Source organism: Taklimakanibacter deserti (genome assembly GCA_003574785.1).
Genome location: QORU01000016.1, coordinates 70,531 through 92,525 on the forward strand (window position 1 = coordinate 70,531; position 21,995 = coordinate 92,525).

Consider the following 21,995-nt stretch of genomic DNA (forward strand, 5'->3'; position numbering starts at 1 on the left):
AGCCAAACACGCACTCAACAATGTTGCGGCCACCAATCTATGCACGATGGCACCAGAGCTAGATGGTTGGAATGTTCTATCTCAAATCATCGCCTACAACAATGGAGCACAATATTGGGCTCGTTGAGGAGCACGAGCTTGCATTGCGAATCCGCGCTCATGCACTTGGCCTCTTCCCGGCCGGCGTCGCTGCGCTCGGAAAGGGGGCTGGCAGTGCTGAACCCGTTGTGCGGGAATAGCTGGATTAAGTTCGGTCCATTCTGATAAGTATCCGTGGACACCCTCGGAGACACCATGGTTAAGCCGACGCAACAGGTTATGAGGCTTGGATTTGGGTTCGCCGTGTCACAGGCGCTGCGCGTCATTATCGAACTCGGCATTCCGGATCTTCTGGCCGCCGGCAAGTCATCAGTAGCTGAATTGGCGGCCGCCACTCGGTCGAATGCCGACGCGCTTTATCGTGTGATGCGGCTTCTTGCAGCCGAAGGAGTCTTCAGGGAGGTGCTGCCCCGTCATTTCGAGCTGACGGAGATGGGTACCGTGCTGCGCTCCGATCGCCCCGGTCCCCGTGACTTCATCCATATGATCAACAGCGAAGCCTACCTTGCCTTCGGGCAGCTCATGCATTCTGTTCACACCGGCAAGCCGGCTTTTGACAAGGTGTTCGGAAGTCCAAGATTCGACTGGCTGTCGGAACATCCCGAGCAGGCTGCTTTGTTTCAGCGTGCCATGGTGGCCTTGAGTCAAGGCAGCAACGAGGCGGTTGCCGATGCCTATGACTTCAGGCCGTTCACGCGTGTCGTCGACCTCGGTGGCGGACATGGTCAGCTTCTCGCCGAAATCCTGGTTCGCAATCTCCATCTGAGTGGCGTGCTCTTTGATCTCCCTTCAGGCGTCGCTGCCGCACAACAGGGTGCAGGCGGCCACCTGCCGCGCACTGAATTTGTCGCCGGTGATTTCTTTGAGAGCGTTCCTATCGGCGATGTCTACGTCGTTAAGAAAGTGATCCACGACTGGGATGATGAGCGTGCCAAGGCAATTCTACGAAATTGCCGCAAGGCGATGCTGCCAGGCGGGAAGGTGCTTGTGGCCGAGACGCTCGTGCCGTCAGGAGACGAACCTGATCAGATCAAGCAAATCGACGTTGTCATGCTAGCCGTTACTGGTGGCCTGGAGAGGACGAAAGCTCAGTATGCAAGCCTGTTAGACGCCGCGGGGCTAAAGCTTGAACGGGTGATCCCGACGCGAGGACCGATTTCCATTCTTGAGGCGTCTGCGGTCTAGCTAGTATTCAATGCCCTTCTGCGCCTTGATCCCCGAGCGGAAGGGATGCTTGATCTGCTCCATCTCGGTGACGAGGTCGGCGATTTCGATCAGTTCGTCCTTGGCGTTGCGGCCGGTGACGATCACATGCTTGTCGGCGGGCTTGTTGCGCAAGGTCTCGACGACCTCTTCGGTCGGCAGGTAGTCGTAGCGCAGCACGATATTGAGCTCATCGAGCAGCACGAGCTCGTATTGCGGGTCGGCGATCATGCGCTTGGCTTCTTCCCAGCCGGCGCGCGCATGGGCGATGTCGCGCTCGCGGTCCTGGGTTTCCCAGGTAAAGCCTTCGCCCATGGCCTTGATCGTCACCAGATCCGGGAATTTCTCCAGCACCGTGCGCTCGCCCGTCGCCCAGGCGCCTTTGACGAACTGCACGACGCCCGCTTTCATACCGTGGCCGATGCAGCGGAACACCATGCCGAAGGCCGCGGTCGACTTGCCTTTGCCCTTGCCGGTATGGACGATGATCAGGCCTTTCTCGATCGTCTTGCCGGCCATGATCTTGTCGCGCGCCGCCTTCTTCTTCTGCATCTTGTCGTGATGGCGGACATTTTCGTCTTCACTCATGGGGCACGTCCTTCCTTGAGAAGCTTCAATTGACCATAGGCCGAGTTGGAGCGCGGCGTCCAAAGGCCGCGCGCGATCGCTTCCTCGAGCCGCTCCGATATCTCGACGAGCGCTGAGGGGTTGTTGCGGGCGATGAAGTCGCGCGTTTCCTCATCGGCGAGAAAGGCGTCATAAGCGAGGTCGAAATGATGGCTCTGCACCGCACCCGTCGTCGCCGCGAAGGCGAACATGTAGTCGACCGTCGCCGCGATCTCGAAGGCGCCCTTATAGCCATGGCGTTTGACGCCGGTGATCCATTTCGGATTGACGACGCGCGAGCGCACGACGCGGCCTACCTCTTCCTCGAGCGTGCGGATGACCGGCCGCTCCGGGCGCGAATGGTCGTTGTGATAGACGCGCGGCCTCTGACCCGACATCGCCTCGACGGCAGCACTCATCCCGCCTTCGAACTGATAGTAATCGTCGGAATCGAGCAGATCGTGCTCGCGATTGTCCTGGTTATGCACCACGGCTTCGATGCGCTTGAGACGTTCGCCGAATGCGCGCTCGTCATGGGCGCCAGCGTCGCGCGCGCCATAGGCATAGGCGCCCCAGGTGATATAGGCGCGGGCGAGATCGGCGCGTTCGGCCCACAGTCTCTCATCGATCAGCGCCTGGAGACCCGCCCCATAGGCGCCGGGCTTCGATCCGAAGATGCGGTAGCCGGCGGCATGTTCGGCTTCGGCGGCGGCAAGCCCGGCCGCGGTGAGCGTCCTCGTTTCGCTCAGCATGCGGGCGGCGATCGGATTGTCGCCTTCCGGCTCGTCGAGCCGGCCGACGGCGCGGATCGCCTTGTCGAAGAGCTCGATCTGGGCCGGGAAGGCGTCGCGGAAGAAGCCCGAGATGCGCAAGGTGACGTCGATGCGGGGGCGCCCGAGCTTCGCGAGCGGGATCACCTCATAGCCGGTCACGCGCCAGCTCGACGGTTCCCAGACGGGCTTTGCGCCGATGAGCGCCAACGCCTGCGCGATATCATCGCCGCCGGTGCGCATATTGGACGTGCCCCAGGCGGAGAGGCCGAGCGCCTTGGGATAGCGTCCGAAATCCTGGAAGTGCCGGGCGATGAGGTCTTCCGCCGATTTCTGCCCGAGCGTCCAGGCAGTAGGTGTCGGCACCGTGCGGTTGTCGAGGGAATAGAAATTGCGGCCGGTGGGGAGGACATCGAGCCGTCCGCGGGTCGGGGCGCCCGAAGGTCCTGCCACCACGAATTGCCCATCGAGTCCCTTGAGCACGCTCGAGATTTCGCGTTCGCCCGAGGCGCGCAAGGCCGGACGGGCGATAGTCTCGATCGCGGTGATGACCTTGTCCGATTGCGCGCCAATGCCGGCCTGTGTCTCTACGCAGCGCGAGGCCAGTATCTCGAGACGTTCGACCGTATCGCCTTGCGATCGCCAGCTATCCGCGCTCAAGGCGGCGAGGATATCGGGGCGGGGACCCATCCAGGGCGCGCTCATGTCGCAGGTGAGCGGATCGAAATCGGCAAAGCTCAGATCCTGCGCCAGAGCGCGAATCAGCGATTGATCGCTTTCCTCGCCGAGCCCGCGCGGCACGCGGGTGAGCGCCACCAGAAGATCGGTCTCGAGCCGGCCTTGCGGCGAAGAACCCAATATATGGAGACCGTCGCGGATCTGCGCCTCCTTCAGGTCGCAGAGATAGGCGTCGAGCTTCACGAGATCGCTCGTCTCATCGCCGGTGAAGCCGGCATCGACATCGAGCCTCTGGCTTCTGGTGAGATCGAGGATATCGCGCTTGAGTGCAGCGAGCCTGCGGCGATCGAGGCCGGAGGCGAGATAATACTCATCGACCAGAGCCTCGAGGTCCTTGAGCGGACCATAGGTCTCGGCCCGCGTCAGAGGCGGCGTCAGGTGATCGATGATGACGGCGCCCGAGCGGCGCTTGGCCTGCGTGCCTTCGCCCGGATCGTTGACGATGAAGGGATAGAGATGCGGCAAAGGGCCGAAGGCGATCTCGGGGTAGCAGGCGGAGGACAGCGCCGTCGCCTTGCCAGGCAGCCATTCGAGATTGCCGTGCTTGCCATTGTGGATAATCGCCTGGGCCTTGAAATGATGGCGCAGCCAGAAATAGGTGGCGAGATAGCCATGCGGCGGCACCAGCGCCGGGTCGTGATAGGTGGCCTTGGGATCGATATTGTAGCCGCGCGCCGGCTGGATCGCGACCGCCGCATGGCCGAAAATGAGGACGGGAAGCTCGAAGGCATCTCTCGCGAAGAAGGGATCCTGTTCGGGAGCGCCCCAACGCTCGATGATCTGGCGCCGGACATCGTCGGGCAAGGCGGCAAAATCCCGGACATAGTCGCCGAGCGCGAGCCTGGTCGCGCTTCCATGGCGATGCGCATTGGTGCGGCCTCGTTGCAGGCTTTCGATGAGCGCATTCCCATCCGCGGGAATGTCATCGATGCCATAACCTGCATCGGCGAGTGCCTGCAGGATGGCGATGGTGCTCGCCGGCGTGTCATAGCCCACGCCGTTGCCGATACGGCCGTCCTTGTTGGGATAGTTGGCGAGGAGGAGGGCGATGCGCCGATCGGCGGGAGGCGTCTGACGCAGGGCGATCCAGGCCGCCGCCAGATCGGCGACGAAGTCGATGCGGTCCCGGACCGGCCGGTAGGTCACGATCCGGCATTGCGTCCGCTCGTCCCAGTGATCGTCCGCCTTGAAGGAGACGGCGCACGAGAAGATGCGGCCGTCGAGCTCGGGGAGGACGACATTCATCGCGAGATCGCGGGCGCCGAGACCTTGCGCGCTCTCTTGCCAGCTCGCTTCGCCGGAGCCCGCGAAGACGACCTGCAGCACCGGGCAGTCAAAGGGTGTGAAAGGCGTGTCGGCGGCGATGCTGCCCGAAGATACGGCGAAAGAAGTCGTATTGAGGATGACGGCCGGACGCGCTTCACCGAATGTGGCGGTGATGAACGCGGCGCTCGCTGCGTCTTTAAGGCTCGTGACGAAGACGGGCAGGGCATTGATCCTTCGCTGCCGAAGTGCCGCGACCAGCGCATCGACCGGCGCCGTCTGCGCCCCTTCGAGCACCGAGCGATAGAAGACCAGCGCCGCGGCCGGCGCATTGGTGATCCAGTTGGCGCTGAGCTCCTCAAGACTTTCGCAAGCCTGTCCCGGCCAGTAGAGACCGGCCTTGGCGAGCGGCCGCGGCGGGGCGGGCGCAGCACCTTGCCCCAGGAAATGCAAGCATAGCTTGAGGAAGGCGGCGGCATTCTCCTGGCCGCCGGCAATGAGATATTGCCTGAGCCTTTCGCAATCGGCCTTGGGTAAGGTCGAGCGTGCGGCAAGCTCGGGATCGGGATGGGCATCGCCTGGCAGAACGGCGAGCGCGATCTCGTGCTCGCGCGCCAGGGCTTCGATCTCGCCGAGGCCATAGGCCCAGTATTGCGCCCCGCCAAGGAGGCGCAGGACAATGAGCCTCGCTTGCTTCAGCGTCTTTTCGAGATAGAGATCGACAGAGAGGTTGTGCTGGAGCTGCAACAGATTGGCGAGACGCAGCGAGACGGCGTCGCTGCCGATCGCGTCCCAGGCGCGCGCCAAGGCGGCAAGCTCGCTGTCGGCGGCGGAGAGCACGACGATGTCGCCCGGCTCCTGCGCAAGGTCGATAGCTTCGGCCGCGCCGTCTATGACGCCCGTCTGGGTCGCAAGGAGATGCATCAGCCCTTGAGGCGGGACTCGACCACGGCCCGGTCCAGTCCCTTCAATCCGATGACGACGACCTCGCTCGAACGCTTCTCGTCCGCCCGCCAGGGTCGGTCGAAATAGCTATTGAGCCGCGGCCCGACCGCCTGGATCAGCAACCGCCCCGGCGCACCGTCGATCGCGGCAAAGCCCTTGAGCCGCAAAATGTCATGGTCGGCGATGACATCCTGGATGCGGTCGATAAGGCTCTCGCGGTCGGCGATGGCGCCTAGCGGGATCGAGAACGTGACGAAATCGTCATGGTCGTGCTGCACCTCGCCTTCCATCTCGTGATGGGAGAGGCGGTTATGCATGTCGTCCTCGGCGGCCGACGCGATGCCGAGAAGCGCTGCCGCATCGAGCGCGCCATGCTGCGCCGGCACGAGCTTGGTCCCTTTTCGGATCTGCGTCTTGAGATCGCCCGCGAGCTTGTCGGTCTCATGATCGAGAAGCAGGTCGGTCTTGTTGAGGATGATCATGTCGGCGCAATTGAGCTGATCCTCGAACAACTCCTCGATCGGATTCTCGTGATCGAGATTGGGATCGGCGGCACGCTGGCGCGCCACCGCCTCCTCGTCATCGGCGAAGCGGCCCTCGGCCAGCGCCTTGGCATCGACGACGGTCACCACGCCGTCGACCGTCACACGCGACTTGATCTCGGGCCAGTTGAAGGCGCGCACCAAAGGCTGGGGCAGAGCGAGGCCCGAGGTCTCAATCACGATATGCTCGGGCGGCCGATCGCGGTCGAGGAGCTTGCGCATGGTCGGGATGAAATCATCGGCGACCGTGCAGCAGATGCAGCCATTGGCGAGCTCGACCACGTCCTCTTCGCGGCAGACATCGTCGCCGCAACCTTTGAGGATCTCGCCGTCGACGCCGATGTCGCCGAACTCGTTGATGACGAGGGCGATCCGCCGTCCCTTGGCGTTCTGCAGGAGATGGCGGATCAATGTCGTCTTGCCGGCGCCGAGGAAGCCGGTGATGACGGTGGCAGGGATTTTCTCGAGCGCCATGATCAGGCCTCCTTGACGAAGCGGTCCATGGCGAGACCGAGAAAGCCGCCAACGGCAAGCCAGAGCAGGGCCGCCGCGGCCAGCGTGTTGGCCGCGAACTCGGCCGAAAGGCCGGCAGGCACGCCACTTTCATGGGTCGGCGGCTGCGGCGCGCCGATGATATGGGGCAAAGCCACCAGGATGACGGCCAAAACCTTCGCCCACGTCTCGCTTCTCTGGGTGAAGAGCCAGATGGCGACACCGGTCGCGATGATCGTGCCGATCCACCAGATCTGCCGCGCCGCGAGATCGGCGGCCGGCATGCCGGGCAATTCAGGTGCCAGGCCCGCTGCGGGCGCCAGGTGCACGGCGAGGAACCCCGCCAGGCCCCAGAGCACGCCGTTGCGTGGCGTGATCCTCACCCCCGACAGGAGGCTGATGCCGGCCAGCACGGCGGCGAAGCCGGCGCCGGCGACGATGCTGGCCAGGAAGGTGTAGAAGGTGCGCTCGGCGCCATCCTGGGGCGCCCAGGCCTCTTCTTCAGCCGCAGGCTCGGCTGCAGGAGCTGGCGCCTGTTCGGTCGTTGTCGTTGCAGCGGCGGCATGGTCATGCGTATGACCGTCGCCGGCATTTTCATATTTCTCAGCTTCGAGAATCAATGGCGTGAGCCGCACATGCTGGACCGCGCCATAGAACAAGCCGGCCGCGATCCCGGCAAGGAGCGCGGCGAGAATCACTCGCCCGATCATGGAAAAACCTGCTTAGCTTAGTGGCAGGGGAAGCCGATCGAGTGACGCGTGTCATGCGCCGCATTGTGCAGCTTGTCGGCATGGGCAAGCCCGACGCCGGCAATCAGCAGGAGGCCAAAGGCCATCGCGCTGAGGCCCGCGGCCACGCGCTGCGACATGGTGAGAGAAGAAGTGGAAATCCGATCCGTGGTCATGAGCGTAACACCCTCCGTGTGCTCAACAATAATGTGAGGGCAGGGCCCTCGGTTGGCGCGGCAGGTCTCCTGACTTGCGGCTCGGGCGGATGCACGCGGCCTTCCCGGTTGCCCAGTGGCCAATTCTGCGTACGTCCTCGCCGCTCACAGTTGCGGGGGCAGTCACGGTTTTGGCCCCGATTGGGTCGTCCGCACCGTGTTCCCTGTTCGGTTTCTAGCCTTTGGGCATCGAAACACCGCGTTCGTCATGCGTGCCACGGCCATAAGCGCCCGTCAAGGCTCAGCTTTTTCTGACCTTCCACAGCAGTCTCTTCCTATTGCTTTCAGCTCCTTCCGTGGGGTATATTGACTGAACGTTCAATTAGAAAAGGAGGCCCACAATGAACGCGATCGATTTCGTGACGCCGAACCGTCTGACCGACGATGAGCGCGCGGGCCTTCCGCCCTGGACCTATTTCAACAAGGAGCTCTTCCTGATCGAGCAGGAGGAGCTGTTCCGCCGCCACTGGCAGCTCGCCTGCCATGTGAGCGACATCCCCAAGGAAGGCGACTGGACGACCTTCGACATCGCCGGCGAGCGCGCGCTCATCGTGCGCGGCAAGGACAATGTCGTGCGCGCTTTCCACAATGTGTGCCGGCATCGGGGCTCGCGCGTGGTGGCGGGCGAGAGCGGGCGCTGCAAGAGCGCCATGGTCTGCCCGTTCCATGGCTGGTCCTATAATCTCGATGGCACGCTGCGCGCGGTGCCGAAGGCCAAGACCTTCCCCAAGCTCGATCCCGTGACCCATGGCCTGGTGCCGGTCGAGCACGAGATCTGGCACGGTTTCGTGTTCGTCCGCTTCAAGCCGGGCCCGCAGGGCTCGGTCGCCGAGCTGATGGCACCGCATGAGGCGGAGGCCTCTGCCTACAGGCTCACCGACATCAGGCCCTACGCGCCGCAGACCCGCGACGTCCTCGAAGTGAACTGGAAGGCGGTACGCGACGTCGACAATGAAGGCTATCACGTGCCGATCGCCCATCCCGCCCTCCACGACCTCTATGGCCAGCAATATAAGGATGGCAGGCCTTCGGCCGGCGTGTCGCGCTCGGAAGGTCGCATCACCGGCGTGTCGCCGCGCTTCTGGAGTGTGCGCAACTATGTGAAGCACCGCCCGGTGATGGAGCATCTGCCGGAAGAGGCAAGGGGGCGCTGGGTCTATCTCGGCATGTTCCCCAATCTGGTCATCATGCTCTATCCCGACCTCATCGGCTTCTATCAGGAATTGCCGGTGGAAGTGGGCAAGACGGTGCAGCGCATGGCCTATTACGCGCCTGTGGCCGACAGCCGCGAAGCCAAGGTGGCGCGCTATCTCGCCCACCGCATCGACCGCGTCACCGGTGCCGAGGATGCGCAGCTCATCAAATGGTCCTGGGAATCGATGCAGTCCTCGGGCTTCAGCACCATGATCCTGTCCGATCTCGAGGCCGGTGTGCGCGACTATCACGACATGCTGCGCCGGAAGATCCCGGTGTCGGCCTTGACCGACGAGCCGGCCAAGGGCCAGGTCGAGACGATCAACCAGACGCTGCTCGCCGCCCAGCGCAATTGAGCGGCACGCCCCCCTTGCAGGCCGAAAGCCGGGCATGGCACAGTCATGTCCTAACAAAAAAGCCCTAAGGGAGGGAAAAGTGAGAACCATGAACTGGATGTCCGCCGCGCTCGCCGCCGGCGCGACGATGCTGCTTGCGGCCAGCCTGGCGCAGGCCTCCGACAAGCTCGTGATTTCCAATTGGGACGGCTACATGCCGAAGGACCTGCCGGAGAAATTCAAGGCGGAGACCGGCATCGAGGTCGAGGTCGCGGTGCATGCGACCAATGAAGAGATCATGGGCAAGGTCGTCGCCTCGAAAGGCGAGGGCTATGATGTGCTCTTCGTCTCCTCGCCCTTCGCCGAGGCCCTGAGCAAGCTCGGCATCGCCGCCAAGCTCGACCACGGCAAGATTCCCAATATCGCCAATCTTTATCCGGAAGCGGCCCAGCTCAAGCATGATCCGGGCAACAGCTTCTCGATCCCCTATGCCTGGGGCACCACCGGCCTGTGCTACCGCTCGGACGTGGTGAAGGCCGCGCCGACGAGCTGGAACGATCTCCTGAAGCCCGCCGATGACCTCAAGGGCAAGATCACCATGCTCTCGACCGATCGCTGGTTGATGGCGGCGGGCGAATTGGCACTCGGCATGTCGGTCAACGAGATCGACCCGGCCAAGCTCGACCAGGTGAAGGCGCTGCTGATCGAAACGAAGAAGACGCTTCTCGCTTATGACGACACGACATTCTTTTCCAAGCTTGTCTCGGGCGAAGCCTCTCTGGTGCAGGCCTGGGATGGCTGGTGCAATTACGGCATCGCCGAGAAGCCGGAGATCAAATATGTGATCCCGAAGGAAGGCTCCGACCTCTGGGTCGACACGATGGTGCTCGTGGAAGGATCGAAGAACAAAGACGCCGCCTATAAATTCCTCGACTATATTTTGAAGGCCGATACCGGAAAATGGGTGGTCGAGAACATCATGTACAAGACGCCCAACAAGGCCGGCATGGAGGCGATCGACAAGTCCATGCTGGAGAAGTATCCGAACATGGCGATCGCCCCCGCGGATCTCCTCAAATATGAGCAATTGCGCGACCTGGGCGACGGCATGAAAGTCTTCTCGAAGGTGGTCACCGAAATCACTTCCGCGAAATAAGGTTCAACCCGGCGGAGCGATGCGGACCCAACCGCATCGCTCGGCTTTCACGGGTGTCATGCCGCAAAGACTGGCGTCTCTCTTACTGATGCTTCCCGGCCTTCTGTGGCTGGGCATCCTGATGGTGGTGCCGTGCGCCATCATCCTCGTCACCGCCTTCTATGAGCGCGGCATCTATGGCGGCGTCGACTGGTCGGTCGCGACCTTCGGCAATTTCGTGCGCGCCGGCGAATGGCTCTATCTCTCGATCTTCCTCGATTCGGCGCGCATCGCCGGTCTCGCCGCCTTCTTCGCGCTGCTCGTCGGCTATCCGGCGGCCTATGCGATCTCCAGGGCGGCGCCCGAGCGCCAGACGGCGCTCCTGTTCCTCGCCATGCTGCCCTTCTGGACGAATTACCTCATCCGCACCTATGCCTGGATCGTTCTTCTCAATCCCTCCGGCCTCGCCAACAATTTCCTGCAATGGCTCGGCCTGATCCATTCGCCGCTGCCGATCCTCTATAATGAATTCGCCGTCATCCTGGGCCTCGTCTATAATTACGTGCCCTTCGTGATCCTCGCGGTCTATTCGGCGCTGCAGCGCCTCGATCCGTCCTATGCCGAGGCCTCGCGCGATCTGGGCGCCACGGCGGCCACCACCTTCTGGCGCATCACCCTGCCGCTGACGGCGCCGGGCGTCGCCGCGGGCGCGGTCTTCGTCTTCGTGCTCTCCATCGGCAATTTCGTGACGCCCGACCTCCTGGGCGGCGGCAAATTGCAAATGGTCGGCAATCTCATCTATGACCAGTTCCTCACCGCCCGCGACTGGCCCTTCGGCTCGGCACTCTCGGTCATCCTCATCGCCATCATGCTCGTGCTGCTCTTTGCCCAGGCGGTGGCAGCCAACCGGGCACGGGGGGAAGGCAAGAGCCATGCGTAAGGCCTATCTCGCTCTCGTCTATGTCTTTCTCTATACGCCGATCGTCGTGCTGATGGTGCTTTCCTTCAACAAGGCGGGCCTGCCAACCGCCTGGACCGGCTTTTCGACCGAGTGGTACGGGCGGCTTCTGGAAAGCCCCAAGATCATCGCCGCGGCCAGGAATTCGCTGATCGTCGCCGTGGCTTCGACCCTCATCGCGACGGCGATCGGCACGCTCCTTGCTCTCGGCGTCGAGCGGCGCAAGGCCTCGTCCGGGCTCGATGCGCTGCTCTTCATGCCGATGATCATCCCCGATATCGTGCTGGCGATCGCGCTGCTTTCCTTCTTCACGCTGGTGAAATTCACCCTGGGCCTTCATTCCATCATCCTGGCGCATGTCGTCTTCAACATCGCTTTCGTCTGCGCCGTGGTGCGCGCCAGGCTCAAGAGCTTCGACTGGTCCCTGACCGAGGCCTCGCGCGATCTCGGCGCCACGGCGCTCGCGACCTTCCGGCATGTGACCTTTCCGCTCATCTGGCCGGCGGTGGTCGCGGCGGCCTTGCTCGCTTTCACTTTGTCGATCGATGAATTCATCATCGCCTATTTCACCGCCGGCGCCGGGCAGGGCTCGACCACTCTGCCGATGCAGATCTATGCCATGATCCGCTTCGGGGTCACGCCCGAGATCAATGCGATGGCGACGATCATATTGCTCATGAGCTTCATCCTGGTGCTGCTGGCGCAGCGCTTCAACCGCGCCAGCATGCCGGGCACGTGATAATCTGCTAGGAGAGAGACGAAAGGGGTCACCTTATGGCAAAGAAGGCAGTGAAGAAGAAGGCGGCGAAGAAGCCGGCCAAGAAGAAAGCCGCACGCAAGGCGGCCAAGAAACCGAAGAAGGTCATCGCGCTGTTTCCGGAGGCGGCCTTCGGCCCGGCACTGAACTCGGTCGGCATCGGCCAGGCATTGGAGAAACTCGGCCACAAGGTGGTCTTCCTCTCCGATCCGGGCTTCCTCGATGTCTATAAGGGTTATGGTTTCGAGGCCCACGCCGTGAACCTGTCGGAGCCTCTGCCGCCCGAGGAGATGGCGAAATTCTGGGTCGATTTCATCAACGGCCACATCCCCAATTTCCGCAAGAGCCCCTACGACCAGATCGACAATTACGTGAAGGGCTGCTGGGAGATGATCGTCGAGACCGCAAAATGGGCCGAGAAGGATTTGCCCGGCGTCCTCGCCACCGTGAAGCCGGACGTCGTCTGCGTCGACAATGTCATCCTGTTTCCGGCGATCAAGCGCTATGCCCGCGATAACGACAAGCCCTGGGTCAGGATCATCTCATGCTCGGAAAACGAGATCGAGGATCCGGATATCCCGCCGCATCTCTCCGGCCTAGGTGAGAAAGACAAGGAGGGCTTCGCCCGCTTTCGCAAGCGCTTCAACGAAGTAATCAAGCCCATTCATGACAACTTCACCGAGTTTCTGAAGAGCGTCGGCGAAGAGAAATACCCCCTTGGACAATTCTTCGAAGCCTCCCCGCATATGAATCTGCTGCTCTATCCAACAGCCGTGAAGTTCAAGCGCCGCCACAAGCTGCCGCCCAAGCAGTTTCAGTATCTCGAAGGCTGCGTACGCAAGGAGGTACCGTACAAGGTGCCGAAGTTCAAGAAGAACAATGACAAGCCTTTACTCTATGTGAGCTTCGGCTCGCTGGGCTCGGGCGATGTTGATCTTCTGAAACGCCTTATCGTGACGCTCGGCAGATTGCCGGTCCGGGCGCTGGTCAATGTCGGCGATTACATCGATCAATATACGGATGTGCCGCCCAATATGCATATCGCCACGTGGTACCCGCAGCCTTCGGTGATCCCGCAAGTCGATGCCGTCATCCATCACGGCGGCAACAACTCCTTCACCGAATGCCTCTATTTCGGCAAGCCCGCCATCATCATGCCCTATGTCTGGGACGGCCATGACAATGCGACCCGCGTTGAGGAGACGGGCCACGGCTTCAAGCTCGACCGCTATGAGTGGACGGATGCCGACATGGCCGATCGGATCGAGAGGATGCTCACCGACAAGAAGATGAAGGCGAAGCTCAAGAAGACGTCGAAGGCCATGCGAAGCAAGAAGGGGCCGGCCAAGGCGGCCAAGGTCATCGACGGGCTCCTGCGCCGCAAGAAGGCCGCGTGATGGGCAAGGGCCTTAGCTCCACCGCCCCTCATATCGCGGATCCCGCGCACTATGCGGGGCCGCTCAAGGATTGGGGCCATCAGCCCGATCCCATCGCCGGCCATTCCAAGAGCGACGGCGTGCTCTTGCACAAGGGGCCGAACGGGCAGCCGGAATCGGGCTTGTGGCAATGCACGCCCGGCACCTGGCCGCTCTCGATTCCGCGCGACGAATTGTGCTACTTCGTCTCCGGACGCGCCACTTACACGCATCAATCGGGTGAGACGATCGAGATCGTGCCGGGCACGGCCGTGCTGTTCCCGGCCGGCTGGACCGGGATCTGCGTGGTCCATGAGACCATGCGCAATGTTTATATGCTGAGTTAGGAGAAGAGATGCCGACCAACCTGCAGTCGTCAGCGCCCCATATCGTCGATCCGGCGCGCTACCCGGGCCCGTTCAAGGACTGGGGTGTGATCCCGACCATGATCGAGGGGCAATCGCACACCTCAGGCATCGTCCTGCATAAGGGACCGGAAGGCCAGAGCGAGACCGGCATCTGGATCTGCACGCCAGGCTTCTGGAACTGCCATGTCACCAAGGACGAGTTCTGCCATTTCCTTCTCGGCCGCTGCACCTATACGCATGAGTCGGGCGACGTCATCGAGATCACACCCGACACGACGGCCTTCTTTCCCAAGGACTGGAAAGGCACCTGCCGGGTGCATGAAACGATCCGCAAGGTTTATATGATCCGATAGGCTACGGTATGAGCACGGTTTAGCGTGTGATCGTGGTGCGATGCCTGGTGCACTCTACTTGCCGGACTGGATGCCGATGGCCGAGCGCGCGGCACGGCAGCTGCGCGTGACGACGACGGGTGCCAGGGGTGCGCGTCATGCGCTCTATGTCGTGCTCCTCAAAGACACCCGCCGCATGGGTCGGTGGGGTCTCTATGTTGGCGAGACGTCACTCGACCCCGACCTCCGCTTCGATCAACACAAGACCGGCTACAAGGCGAGCCGGTACGTGAACCGGTTCGGGCTCCGCTTGCTTCCCCAACTCTTCGAGCATTTCAACCCGTTACGCCGCTGGGAAGCCGTTGAGCTTGAGCCTGCGCTGGCGGAAGCCTTCCGACACGCCGGCGTGCCGTGGGTGGAGGGCGGCCATTGAATCACACAATCCACTCGCAGGCGCTGCGTCTTTCGGCCCTCTCCCCCGTTGGGGGAGAGGGGAATTAGTGCACTTACTTCACGATGATGTTGGTGAACTGCCAGGGATCGCGCTTGTCGATCTCCTCGGCGAAGAGCGTCTGGCGGTCGGTGAGCGGAGTCCAGTCGGTATAGACGCCGGTCATCTGGCCGAGATAGGGCAATTGCACGTCGAGACAGCGGCGGAAATCCATCTCGTCCGTCTCGACGACGCCGGCCTTGGGATTCTCGATCGCCCAGACCATTCCGGCGAGCACGGCGCTCGTCACCTGGAGGCCGGTGGCATTCTGGTAGGGCGCAAGCTTGCGCGCCTCCTCGATGGTGAGTTGCGAGCCATACCAATAGGCGTTCTTCTTGTGGCCATAGAGCAGCACGCCCAATTCGTCGCGCCCGTCGACGATCTCATCCTCATCGAGGATGTGGATATGCGACTGCTTCTTGCCGCCGCTGCCGAACATCTCGTGCAGCGACAGGACCGCGTCGTTGGACGGGTGGTAGGCATAGTGGCAGGTCGGCCGGTAGGTGACCTTGCGACCCTCGCGAACGGTAAAATAGTCGGCGATCGAGATCGCCTCATTGTGTGTGACGAGGAAGCCATATTGCGGGCCGGGCGTCGGCGTCCATGACCTGACCCGCGTATTGGCGCCCGGGGTCGTGATATAGATCGCGGCGCCGCAGCCCGTCTTGTGCTTCCTGCCGCCGGGCGGCAGCTTCTTCTCGTTCGTGCCCCAGCCGAGCTCGGCCGGCTGCAGGCCCTCGGAGATGAAGCCTTCCACCGACCAGGTGTTGACGAAGGTGTCGAGCGGCTTCGGCTTCTTGGCGCGCTGCGTGTCGCGCTCGGCGATATGGATGCCCTTGATGCCGAGGCGCTTCATGAGCTTGCCCCAGTCTTCCCGCGTCTTCGGCTCCTTGACCTTTACCTTGGTGGCCTCGGCGATATCGAGTAGCGCCTGCTTGACGAACCACGACACCATGCCGGGATTGGCGCCGCAGCAGGAGACGGAGGTATGTCCACCCTTGTACTTCTCCTTGAGCTCGAGGACGTGCTCGCGCATGGCGTAATTGGTGCGCGCCGAATTATCGAGCTTGCTGTTGTAGTAGAAGCCGGGCCACGGCTCGACGACGGTGTCGATGTAAAGGGAGCCGGTCGCCTGTGCCAGCTTCTGGATGTCGACGGATGACACATCGACGGAGAGATTGACGATGAAAGCCTGGCCAGGCCCCGCGGTGACAAGGGGCGTCAGCACGGATTTGTAATTCTGCCTGGTGAGCCCTTCCTTGATGAAGGCGATGCCTTCCTTGTCGGCGATACGCCGATTGTACTCGTCAGGATCGATGATGGTGATCTTGCTCCGGTCACAGGCGATATGGCGCAAGATGAGGGGGAGGGTGCCCCGTCCGATCGAGCCAAACCCGATCATCACGATGGGGCCGTTCCAGGTCGCGTGTTGTGGCCAGAGGGTCATTTTATGCAAGCACTCCGTTGATGTTGATGACGGCTGCTCTTTAGCGGAGAGTTTTGTCGCATAACACAAAAAATTGCCCTGTTAAAAACCTTGACGGCCAGCCCGACAAATGACGAAATAGCCGTCGAGCAGGGGATCCGATGCATAAAACAGCAATTCTTCTTTTGGCGGCCTTGGCCTTGAGCGCATGCGCCGGGCGCTATGGCCATGACGAGCCGAGCTATCGGCAGTGCGAGCGCCTGGCGCGCGAAGAAGGCCAGGTCATCAAACACATCGACACGACGCTCAGATATCGTCGCAAGCACTATCCGGGGCCAGAGGTCGACGAGGAGCTGCGGCAGGCCCGTCAGCTGCGCCGCGAGATACACAGCGAAAGGCGCGACCTCGGCTGCATCTGAGGGCCGCCGCCCGCCGAAAAACGCATTTCAGCCGCAAGTTCCCTAAAACTTGTCCTTGATTTGACGCGATAAACTCTCCCTTAACCTAAACGGGGCATTGTTGCCCTGTCAGTTGGTTCTTGGAGTGTAGGTATGCGTTCCTCTCCCGTGCGCGCCGCCGGTATCCCGTCGAAAGCGTCGCTTCTCATCAGCGTTGCGGCTGCTGTGCTGCTCTCGGCCTGTTCCGGCTCGGTGGACCGTTTCACCGAATCCTCCTCTTCCTCGGAAGACACCCTCTACACCGCCTCGGTACCCAAGAAGGTCCAGCGCGGCGGCGAGGATACGGGCGACAGGGATACGGCCGTGGCCTCGTCCGACGACCGCGACACGGTCTCGCGCCGGCCGCTGGCCCCCAGCGCCACCAGCAAGGCGGGGCAGAACTACGCCAGCAATGGCTATAATTACCAGCAGACCTACAAGCCGGTTTACAAGCAGCCGACGTATCAGCCGCAAGGCGGGCAGGCGGCTGAGGCCGAGCCTTCCAGCAATAGCCAGCCGAATATGGCGGCCAGGTCCGGAACGGTCCGGGTCGAGCCCGGTATGACCCTTTATTCGATCGCCCGCGCCAACCAGCTGAATGTCAGCGAACTGGCGCGCGCCAACAACCTCGCCGCACCCTATTCGGTCAGTGTCGGCCAGACGCTGGTCATTCCGGGTCGCGGCAATGCCGTGGCGCCGCAGCCGGCCTATGCCAAACCCGACAGCACGCTCGCTTCAGGCGGCGGCATGCACACCGTCCGTGCCGGGGAGACCCTCTATTCGCTGGGTCGCACCTATGGCGTTCATCCCTTCACCATTGCCAGGCTGAACGGCCTTTCCAACAATGAGGCGCTGCGCCAGGGCCAGTCGTTGCGTATCCCGAAGAACGGTTCGGGCACAGCACCAGCGGTTGCCGGCCACCAGCCCGAGCACACGCCTCCGGCCGTGAACAAAAGCGCCTCGGCCGGCCTCGACAACGACAATGACGCCGTCGACCAACCGGCGGCCAACAACATGGCCACCGCCGCGCCGAAGCCAATCGAGCAGCCGCAGCAGCAAGTGGTCGACAATGGGCAGCCGGCGCAGGAAGCGGGCAGCCTGAGCTTCCGCTGGCCGGTTAAGGGCCGGGTGATTTCGGGCTATGGCTCGAAGCCGGGCGGCCTGCGCAATGAAGGCATCAACATCGCCGTTCCGGAGGGAACGGACGTGCGTGCCGCCGAAGCCGGTGTGGTCGCCTATGCCGGCAACGAGCTCAAAGGCTATGGCAACCTCGTGCTCATCCGCCATGAAGGCGGCTGGGTCACCGCCTATGCGCACAACAAGGACCTGTTCGTGAAGCGTGGCGACACGGTGAAGCGCGGCGATGTCATCTCCAAGGCCGGCCAGACCGGCTCGGTGTCGAGCCCGCAAGTGCATTTCGAGGTGCGTAAAGGCGCCACCGCTATGGATCCGATGCGCTTCCTCAACGCCTCGACCGCCGCCAACTAGACACGCCTGCATACCGACTGACACAATAGCCCGGCACTGGCGTGCTGGACGCGAAGCTCCTGTTCTCAAGCCGCAAGCACTTACAGGAGCTTCGCGTCCAGGAGCACGCCAGAATCATTTAGTTTGCTAATGTCCTCCCGGTTCGCAAGTTCGTTCGGAGGTGCGGCATGCTCAGCGAACTTGCGAACCGGGACATTAGCGGCCGGGCTATTGCTTTTCAGGGAGTTGTTCATGATCGAGGTTTGGGGCCGCCGCAGTTCGAGCAATGTGCAGAAAGTGGTCTGGGCGCTGGATGAGCTGGGCCTGCCCTTCGACCGTCAGGTGGTCGGCGGCGGCTTTGGCGGCAACCGCGAGCCGGGCTTTCTCGAGATGAATCCCAACGGACTCGTGCCCGTCCTCAAGGACGGCGACATCACCATGTTCGAATCGAACGCGATCGTGCGCTATCTGGCGGCGCGCTATGGCGAGGGCACTTTGCGTCCGAAAGACGCGAAGGCGCTGGCCATGGCCGAGCAGTGGATGGAATGGCAGCAGCTCAATGCGGTGCCGCCGATCTCGGCGATGTTCTGGCACCAGGTGCGTTTGCCCCGGGCCCAGCGCAACGACAAGGTGATCGCCGACTCCGAGGCGAACCTGGCGAAGATGCTGCCGATCGCCGACAAGGCTTTGTCGTCATCTCCATGGTTCGCCGGCGACAGCTTCTCTTTTGGCGATATTGTTCTCGGCGTGCTCTATTGGCGCTATTTCAATCTCGCGGAAAAGAGACTCGACACGCCCCACATCCAGCGCTGGTTCGAGGCGCTGCAGCAGCGTCCGGCCTATCGCAAATGGGTCATGGTCGAGTTCGGCAGAAGCCCCGAGGAATGGACGGCCCATGAGAAGGCTTTGGGTTGACCGGCCACCCATATGGCAACGAGCAAGAAAGACAGGAAGGCCGTCAAGAAGAAACGGCCGGTCGCAGCAAGACAGAGTCGAGAAAAACCAAATGTTTTCCTCGAAATAGAGGCACTTTCTACATCGAAGCCGCATGACCGCCTGCGGCTCGCTTCTCTGGCGAGAAAAGCGCGCCATCAAGTTCATCGCTCTGATGCGCTGCAGAAGCTGCGCAAACGGTTTGATAAGGTTCTGATCGACGCCCTTCCAATTGCGCTCGTGGACAGAGGTGAGCTTGTCAGGGTCGAGGCCCTCGAGATCATCGCCGAACACGCCCTGTCGTCGTTCGAGTCGGCCTCCATCCTCGCCTTGAAGGACAAACATCCCCTCGTGCAGGATCGAGCGGTCTGGGCTTTGGCCGAGATAAAAACACCGACGGCGATCAAAGCGGTGAAGAGATTTCTTCCGCGGGCGCCGGGCAAAGCAGGTGTCGCGGCTGAGGCCTTCCTGTACACTATTGACTGGGATGCGCGTCGCGTGGATCGCCTGCTAGCTTTTTTACAGAATGACGACCAGTCGGTTCGCAGAGCCAGTTCGACTGAGCTTGCTTACATCGTCCGGAAGCAGGATATGGAGCGGACAATCGAGGCCATCAAAGCCGCAATCAGCCGCGAGCAATATCGCGTCGTGAAGCTCCATCACCGGCGACAGATCCGATACTTGCGCAGCAGATTCGCCAGCTGATTTCCGCAAGGGGGATGTATTAACCCTCGATCTTGACACCGAGCCTACCGGCGAGGTCCTGGACGAACTGCCAGGCGACGCGGCCCGAGCGGCTGCCGCGCGTCGTCGCCCATTCGACGGCCTGGGCGCGCATCTCTTCCGGCTTGATCCCGAGTTTGAAGTGGCGGGCGTAACCCTCGATCATTTCAAAGAATTCGTCCTGCGAGCAATTGTGGAAACCGAGCCACAGGCCGAAGCGATCGGAGAGCGAGACCTTCTCCTGCACCGCCTCTGACGGGTTGATGGCGGTCGAGCGTTCATTCTCCATCATGTCGCGCGGCAGGAGGTGCCGGCGGTTCGAGGTGGCATAGAAGATCATGTTCTGAGGCCTGCCCTCGATGCCGCCTTCGAGCGCCGCCTTGAGCGACTTGTAGGACGTGTCATTGGCATCGAAGGAGAGATCGTCGCAGAAGACGATGAAGGAAAGGTCGCGCCGGGCGCGGATCAGGGTCATGAGCTGCGGCAGGCTTTCGATATCCTCGCGATGGATCTCGACGAGCTTGAGCCGGTTTCCCGTCTCTTCATTGACGAGATGGTGCGCGGCCTTGACCAGCGAGCTCTTGCCCATGCCGCGCGCGCCCCAGAGGAGCGCGTTGTTGGCGGGAAGCCCTGCGGCGAAGCGGCGGGTATTGTCGATGAGGATGTCGCGGGTCTGATCGATGCCGCGCAGCAGGCTCATATCGACCCGGTTGACCTTGGCCACAGGCTCGAGCCGCCGCGCCGGCGCGTTCCAGATGAAGGCCGCGGCCGAGCCCAAGTCGGCGGGCGGCAAGGGGGCAGGGGCCAGCCTTTCGAGGGCGGCGGCGATCCGGCTCAAAGTGGCCGCAAGTTCGTCTTGGGAAAGGTCTTTTGGCATGGCGCCGGTCCATAAACCCTTGACGTTCCAGGGGCAAGAAGGCCCGCGGCAGGCAGGTGACATTTGGTTGCAATGGTGGTTTTCGGCGCTATATACCCCTAAACCCAAATCGGGCGGCCCTATTTACCCGCCTCAACCGCCCAGAGGAGACAGCCCCGAAATGTTCATAACCCCCGCTTTTGCACAGGCCACGGGGTCGCCCGGCACCGGTGATTTCATCGGCATGATTCTGCCACTTGTGATGATCATGGTGGTGTTCTGGTTCCTGCTGATCCGCCCGCAGCAGAAGCGGCAGAAGGAGCATCAGGAATTGATCGGCAAGGTTGCCCGCGGCGATACGATCGTGACCTCGGGCGGCCTCATCGGGCGGGTGTCGAAAGTGGTGGACGAGCGCGAGCTCCTGGTGGAAGTCGGAGAGAATGTGAAGGTCCGCATCGTGCGCAGCGCCATTGCCGAGGTCCGCGCCAAGGGCGAGCCCATCAAGGACGATGCGGCGAAGAAGTAAGATCGGCGTCAGATGCTTCATTTCCCCCGCTGGAAAGTCACCGCCATCCTGGCTACAGGACTTGCCGGCGCCACTTTCGCCGTATCCCACGTCTCGGCAGAGAGTTTCCTGGCGGAGCTTGATGGCGAGGACTTGCTGGATACGGTGATCGCCCGGCAGGCTGGCGCCGTGCGCGCCGCCTTGCGGGACGCAGGCATCAGCGACAACGGTGTCAAGGCGACGCCCAAGGGCCTGACGGCGGAGATTTTGGCAGCCGGTGACGTCGAAAAGGCGAGAGAGATACTGGACGGCCTTGTCCGATCGAACCGCGATGGAAGCGGCAATCCGATCTTCACTCTTGCGCGGTCAGGGCAGCGATTCACCTTCACGCTCTCGGACACGGAGGGCGAGGCCCTGATCAATCAAGCCGTGGAACAGTCGATAGAGATCCTCCATGACCGCCTCGATCGCCTGGGCGTCACGGATGCTTCCGTTCGGCGCCAGGACCGCCGCCGCATCCTCATTGAACTGCCGGACAACACCAACGCGGTGCAGACCGCCAGGATGATCGGCCGGAAAGGAACGCTTGCCTTCCAGGCCGTTTGTGAAAGCCAGCCCGCCGAGGCAGGGGATGTCCCGCCGGCGGATTGCGTCGCCTACCCGCTCAAGCAGGCTCCTCAAGAGAAACTCTGGGTTCAGACGGCGACGAGCGCTGTGGTCGGCGGGGACGACATCGATGACGGTGAAGCAAGTATCGATCCCGCCAGCAAGAAGCCGGTGATCAATTTCAAGTTCAATCGGAAGGGCGCTGAACGTTTTGGCAAGTTGACGAGCGATCATGTCGGCAAGTCTCTTGCCATCATTCTCGACCAGCGCGTTGTCAGCGCTCCGCACATCAATGAACCTGTTCTCGGCGGCGCCGGTCAGATTTCGGGGGATTTCACGCCCGAAGAAGCCTGGAGCGTGGCGCTCGCTCTGCGCTCGGGCGCTTTGCCGGCGCGAATACACTACATAGCAACCGGCCCCGGCACTGATGCCCGGGCAAAGCAGCAAGATCCTTAAG

Annotated in this window: 22 protein-coding genes and 1 riboswitch; of the genes, 15 read left to right on the forward strand and 7 right to left on the reverse strand. The window is 62.2% G+C overall.

What is annotated here, in order from left to right; genetic code table 11:
• Positions 1-294 precede the first annotated feature (294 nt).
• Positions 295-1,284, forward strand: a complete 990-nt coding sequence (locus DS839_RS28630; RefSeq protein ID WP_119273935.1) for a methyltransferase — start codon at positions 295-297, stop codon at positions 1,282-1,284.
• Here the strand turns inward: DS839_RS28630 and cobO are convergent, their stop codons facing one another.
• Genes cobO through DS839_RS28655 form a run of 5 tightly spaced genes read right to left on the reverse strand, consistent with a single transcriptional unit; the run spans position 1,285 to position 7,562 of the window.
• Entirely contained in the window at positions 1,285-1,890 is a 606-nt protein-coding gene (cobO, locus tag DS839_RS28635) for a cob(I)yrinic acid a,c-diamide adenosyltransferase (RefSeq protein ID WP_119273936.1), read from the reverse strand.
• A complete protein-coding gene (gene cobN, locus DS839_RS28640) occupies positions 1,887-5,603 on the reverse strand; it encodes a cobaltochelatase subunit CobN (RefSeq protein ID WP_119273937.1) in 3,717 nt (1,238 codons plus the stop codon). Before cobN ends, cobO begins: the two co-directional genes overlap by 4 nt.
• Positions 5,603-6,640 (reverse strand): cobalamin biosynthesis protein CobW, encoded by a 1,038-nt coding sequence (cobW, locus tag DS839_RS28645; protein WP_119273938.1) that lies wholly within the window; start codon positions 6,638-6,640, stop codon positions 5,603-5,605. The genes cobN and cobW overlap by 1 nt, the downstream gene beginning before the upstream one ends.
• 2 nt (positions 6,641-6,642) lie before the next feature.
• Complete coding sequence (locus DS839_RS28650) at positions 6,643-7,368, reverse strand: CbtA family protein (protein WP_119273939.1); 726 nt, start codon at positions 7,366-7,368, stop codon at positions 6,643-6,645.
• 17 nt (positions 7,369-7,385) lie between these two features.
• On the reverse strand, positions 7,386-7,562 hold the full coding sequence (locus DS839_RS28655; protein WP_119273940.1) for a CbtB domain-containing protein: 177 nt from the start codon (positions 7,560-7,562) through the stop codon (positions 7,386-7,388).
• Positions 7,563-7,618: 56 nt separating this feature from the next.
• Positions 7,619-7,803: riboswitch (cobalamin riboswitch) on the reverse strand.
• A 139-nt stretch (positions 7,804-7,942) separates the two neighbouring features.
• On the opposite strand from DS839_RS28655, the gene DS839_RS28660 reads away from it, so the two are divergent.
• The 8 genes from DS839_RS28660 to DS839_RS28695 all read left to right on the forward strand — a co-directional run bounded on the left by DS839_RS28660 (position 7,943) and on the right by DS839_RS28695 (position 14,528).
• A complete protein-coding gene (locus DS839_RS28660; protein WP_119273941.1) occupies positions 7,943-9,151 on the forward strand; it encodes an aromatic ring-hydroxylating oxygenase subunit alpha in 1,209 nt (402 codons plus the stop codon).
• An 88-nt stretch (positions 9,152-9,239) separates the two neighbouring features.
• Positions 9,240-10,286 carry a polyamine ABC transporter substrate-binding protein gene (locus DS839_RS28665; protein ID WP_162918866.1) on the forward strand — a complete coding sequence of 349 codons (1,047 nt, stop codon included), beginning with the start codon at positions 9,240-9,242 and terminating at the stop codon, positions 10,284-10,286.
• Between the two features lie 88 nt (positions 10,287-10,374).
• On the forward strand, positions 10,375-11,205 hold the full coding sequence (locus DS839_RS28670; protein WP_119274048.1) for an ABC transporter permease: 831 nt from the start codon (positions 10,375-10,377) through the stop codon (positions 11,203-11,205).
• The gene (locus DS839_RS28675) at positions 11,198-11,962 is read left to right on the forward strand and encodes an ABC transporter permease (RefSeq protein ID WP_119273943.1); all 765 of its coding nucleotides are present in this window, start codon (positions 11,198-11,200) and stop codon (positions 11,960-11,962) included. The genes DS839_RS28670 and DS839_RS28675 overlap by 8 nt, the downstream gene beginning before the upstream one ends.
• A 35-nt stretch (positions 11,963-11,997) precedes the next feature.
• Positions 11,998-13,377, forward strand: coding sequence for a glycosyltransferase (locus DS839_RS28680; RefSeq protein WP_119273944.1), 1,380 nt, complete (start codon positions 11,998-12,000; stop codon positions 13,375-13,377).
• Positions 13,377-13,742, forward strand: a complete 366-nt coding sequence (locus DS839_RS28685) for a cupin domain-containing protein (protein WP_119273945.1) — start codon at positions 13,377-13,379, stop codon at positions 13,740-13,742. Before DS839_RS28680 ends, DS839_RS28685 begins: the two co-directional genes overlap by 1 nt.
• 98 nt (positions 13,743-13,840) lie before the next feature.
• Positions 13,841-14,116, forward strand: a complete 276-nt coding sequence (locus DS839_RS28690) for a cupin domain-containing protein (protein ID WP_368911983.1) — start codon at positions 13,841-13,843, stop codon at positions 14,114-14,116.
• Positions 14,117-14,192: 76 nt separating this feature from the next.
• Positions 14,193-14,528: a hypothetical protein gene (locus tag DS839_RS28695; protein WP_162918867.1), complete on the forward strand. Its 336-nt coding sequence runs from the start codon at positions 14,193-14,195 to the stop codon at positions 14,526-14,528.
• Between the two features lie 73 nt (positions 14,529-14,601).
• Here DS839_RS28695 and DS839_RS28700 read toward each other — a convergent pair whose 3' ends face one another.
• Entirely contained in the window at positions 14,602-16,032 is a 1,431-nt protein-coding gene (locus DS839_RS28700) for a homospermidine synthase (protein ID WP_119273948.1), read from the reverse strand.
• A gap of 140 nt (positions 16,033-16,172) precedes the next feature.
• Here DS839_RS28700 and DS839_RS28705 point away from each other — a divergent pair, with 140 nt between their 5' ends.
• The 4 genes from DS839_RS28705 to DS839_RS28720 all read left to right on the forward strand — a co-directional run bounded on the left by DS839_RS28705 (position 16,173) and on the right by DS839_RS28720 (position 19,553).
• Positions 16,173-16,430 carry a hypothetical protein gene (locus DS839_RS28705; RefSeq protein WP_162918868.1) on the forward strand — a complete coding sequence of 86 codons (258 nt, stop codon included), beginning with the start codon at positions 16,173-16,175 and terminating at the stop codon, positions 16,428-16,430.
• 132 nt (positions 16,431-16,562) lie between these two features.
• Positions 16,563-17,936, forward strand: coding sequence for a peptidoglycan DD-metalloendopeptidase family protein (locus DS839_RS28710; protein WP_119273950.1), 1,374 nt, complete (start codon positions 16,563-16,565; stop codon positions 17,934-17,936).
• A 231-nt stretch (positions 17,937-18,167) separates the two neighbouring features.
• Positions 18,168-18,830 carry a glutathione S-transferase family protein gene (locus DS839_RS28715; protein WP_162918869.1) on the forward strand — a complete coding sequence of 221 codons (663 nt, stop codon included), beginning with the start codon at positions 18,168-18,170 and terminating at the stop codon, positions 18,828-18,830.
• Between the two features lie 12 nt (positions 18,831-18,842).
• On the forward strand, positions 18,843-19,553 hold the full coding sequence (locus DS839_RS28720) for a HEAT repeat domain-containing protein (protein ID WP_119273952.1): 711 nt from the start codon (positions 18,843-18,845) through the stop codon (positions 19,551-19,553).
• 19 nt (positions 19,554-19,572) lie between these two features.
• Here DS839_RS28720 and DS839_RS28725 read toward each other — a convergent pair whose 3' ends face one another.
• A complete protein-coding gene (locus DS839_RS28725) occupies positions 19,573-20,448 on the reverse strand; it encodes an ATP-binding protein (protein ID WP_119273953.1) in 876 nt (291 codons plus the stop codon).
• Positions 20,449-20,608: 160 nt separating this feature from the next.
• Between DS839_RS28725 and yajC the strand changes: the two genes are divergently transcribed.
• Both yajC and DS839_RS28735 read left to right on the forward strand, forming a co-directional pair.
• Complete coding sequence (gene yajC / locus DS839_RS28730; RefSeq protein ID WP_119273954.1) at positions 20,609-20,953, forward strand: preprotein translocase subunit YajC; 345 nt, start codon at positions 20,609-20,611, stop codon at positions 20,951-20,953.
• A 132-nt stretch (positions 20,954-21,085) separates the two neighbouring features.
• Positions 21,086-21,994 carry a preprotein translocase subunit SecD gene (locus tag DS839_RS28735; RefSeq protein ID WP_162918870.1) on the forward strand — a complete coding sequence of 303 codons (909 nt, stop codon included), beginning with the start codon at positions 21,086-21,088 and terminating at the stop codon, positions 21,992-21,994.
• Position 21,995 lies beyond the last annotated feature (1 nt).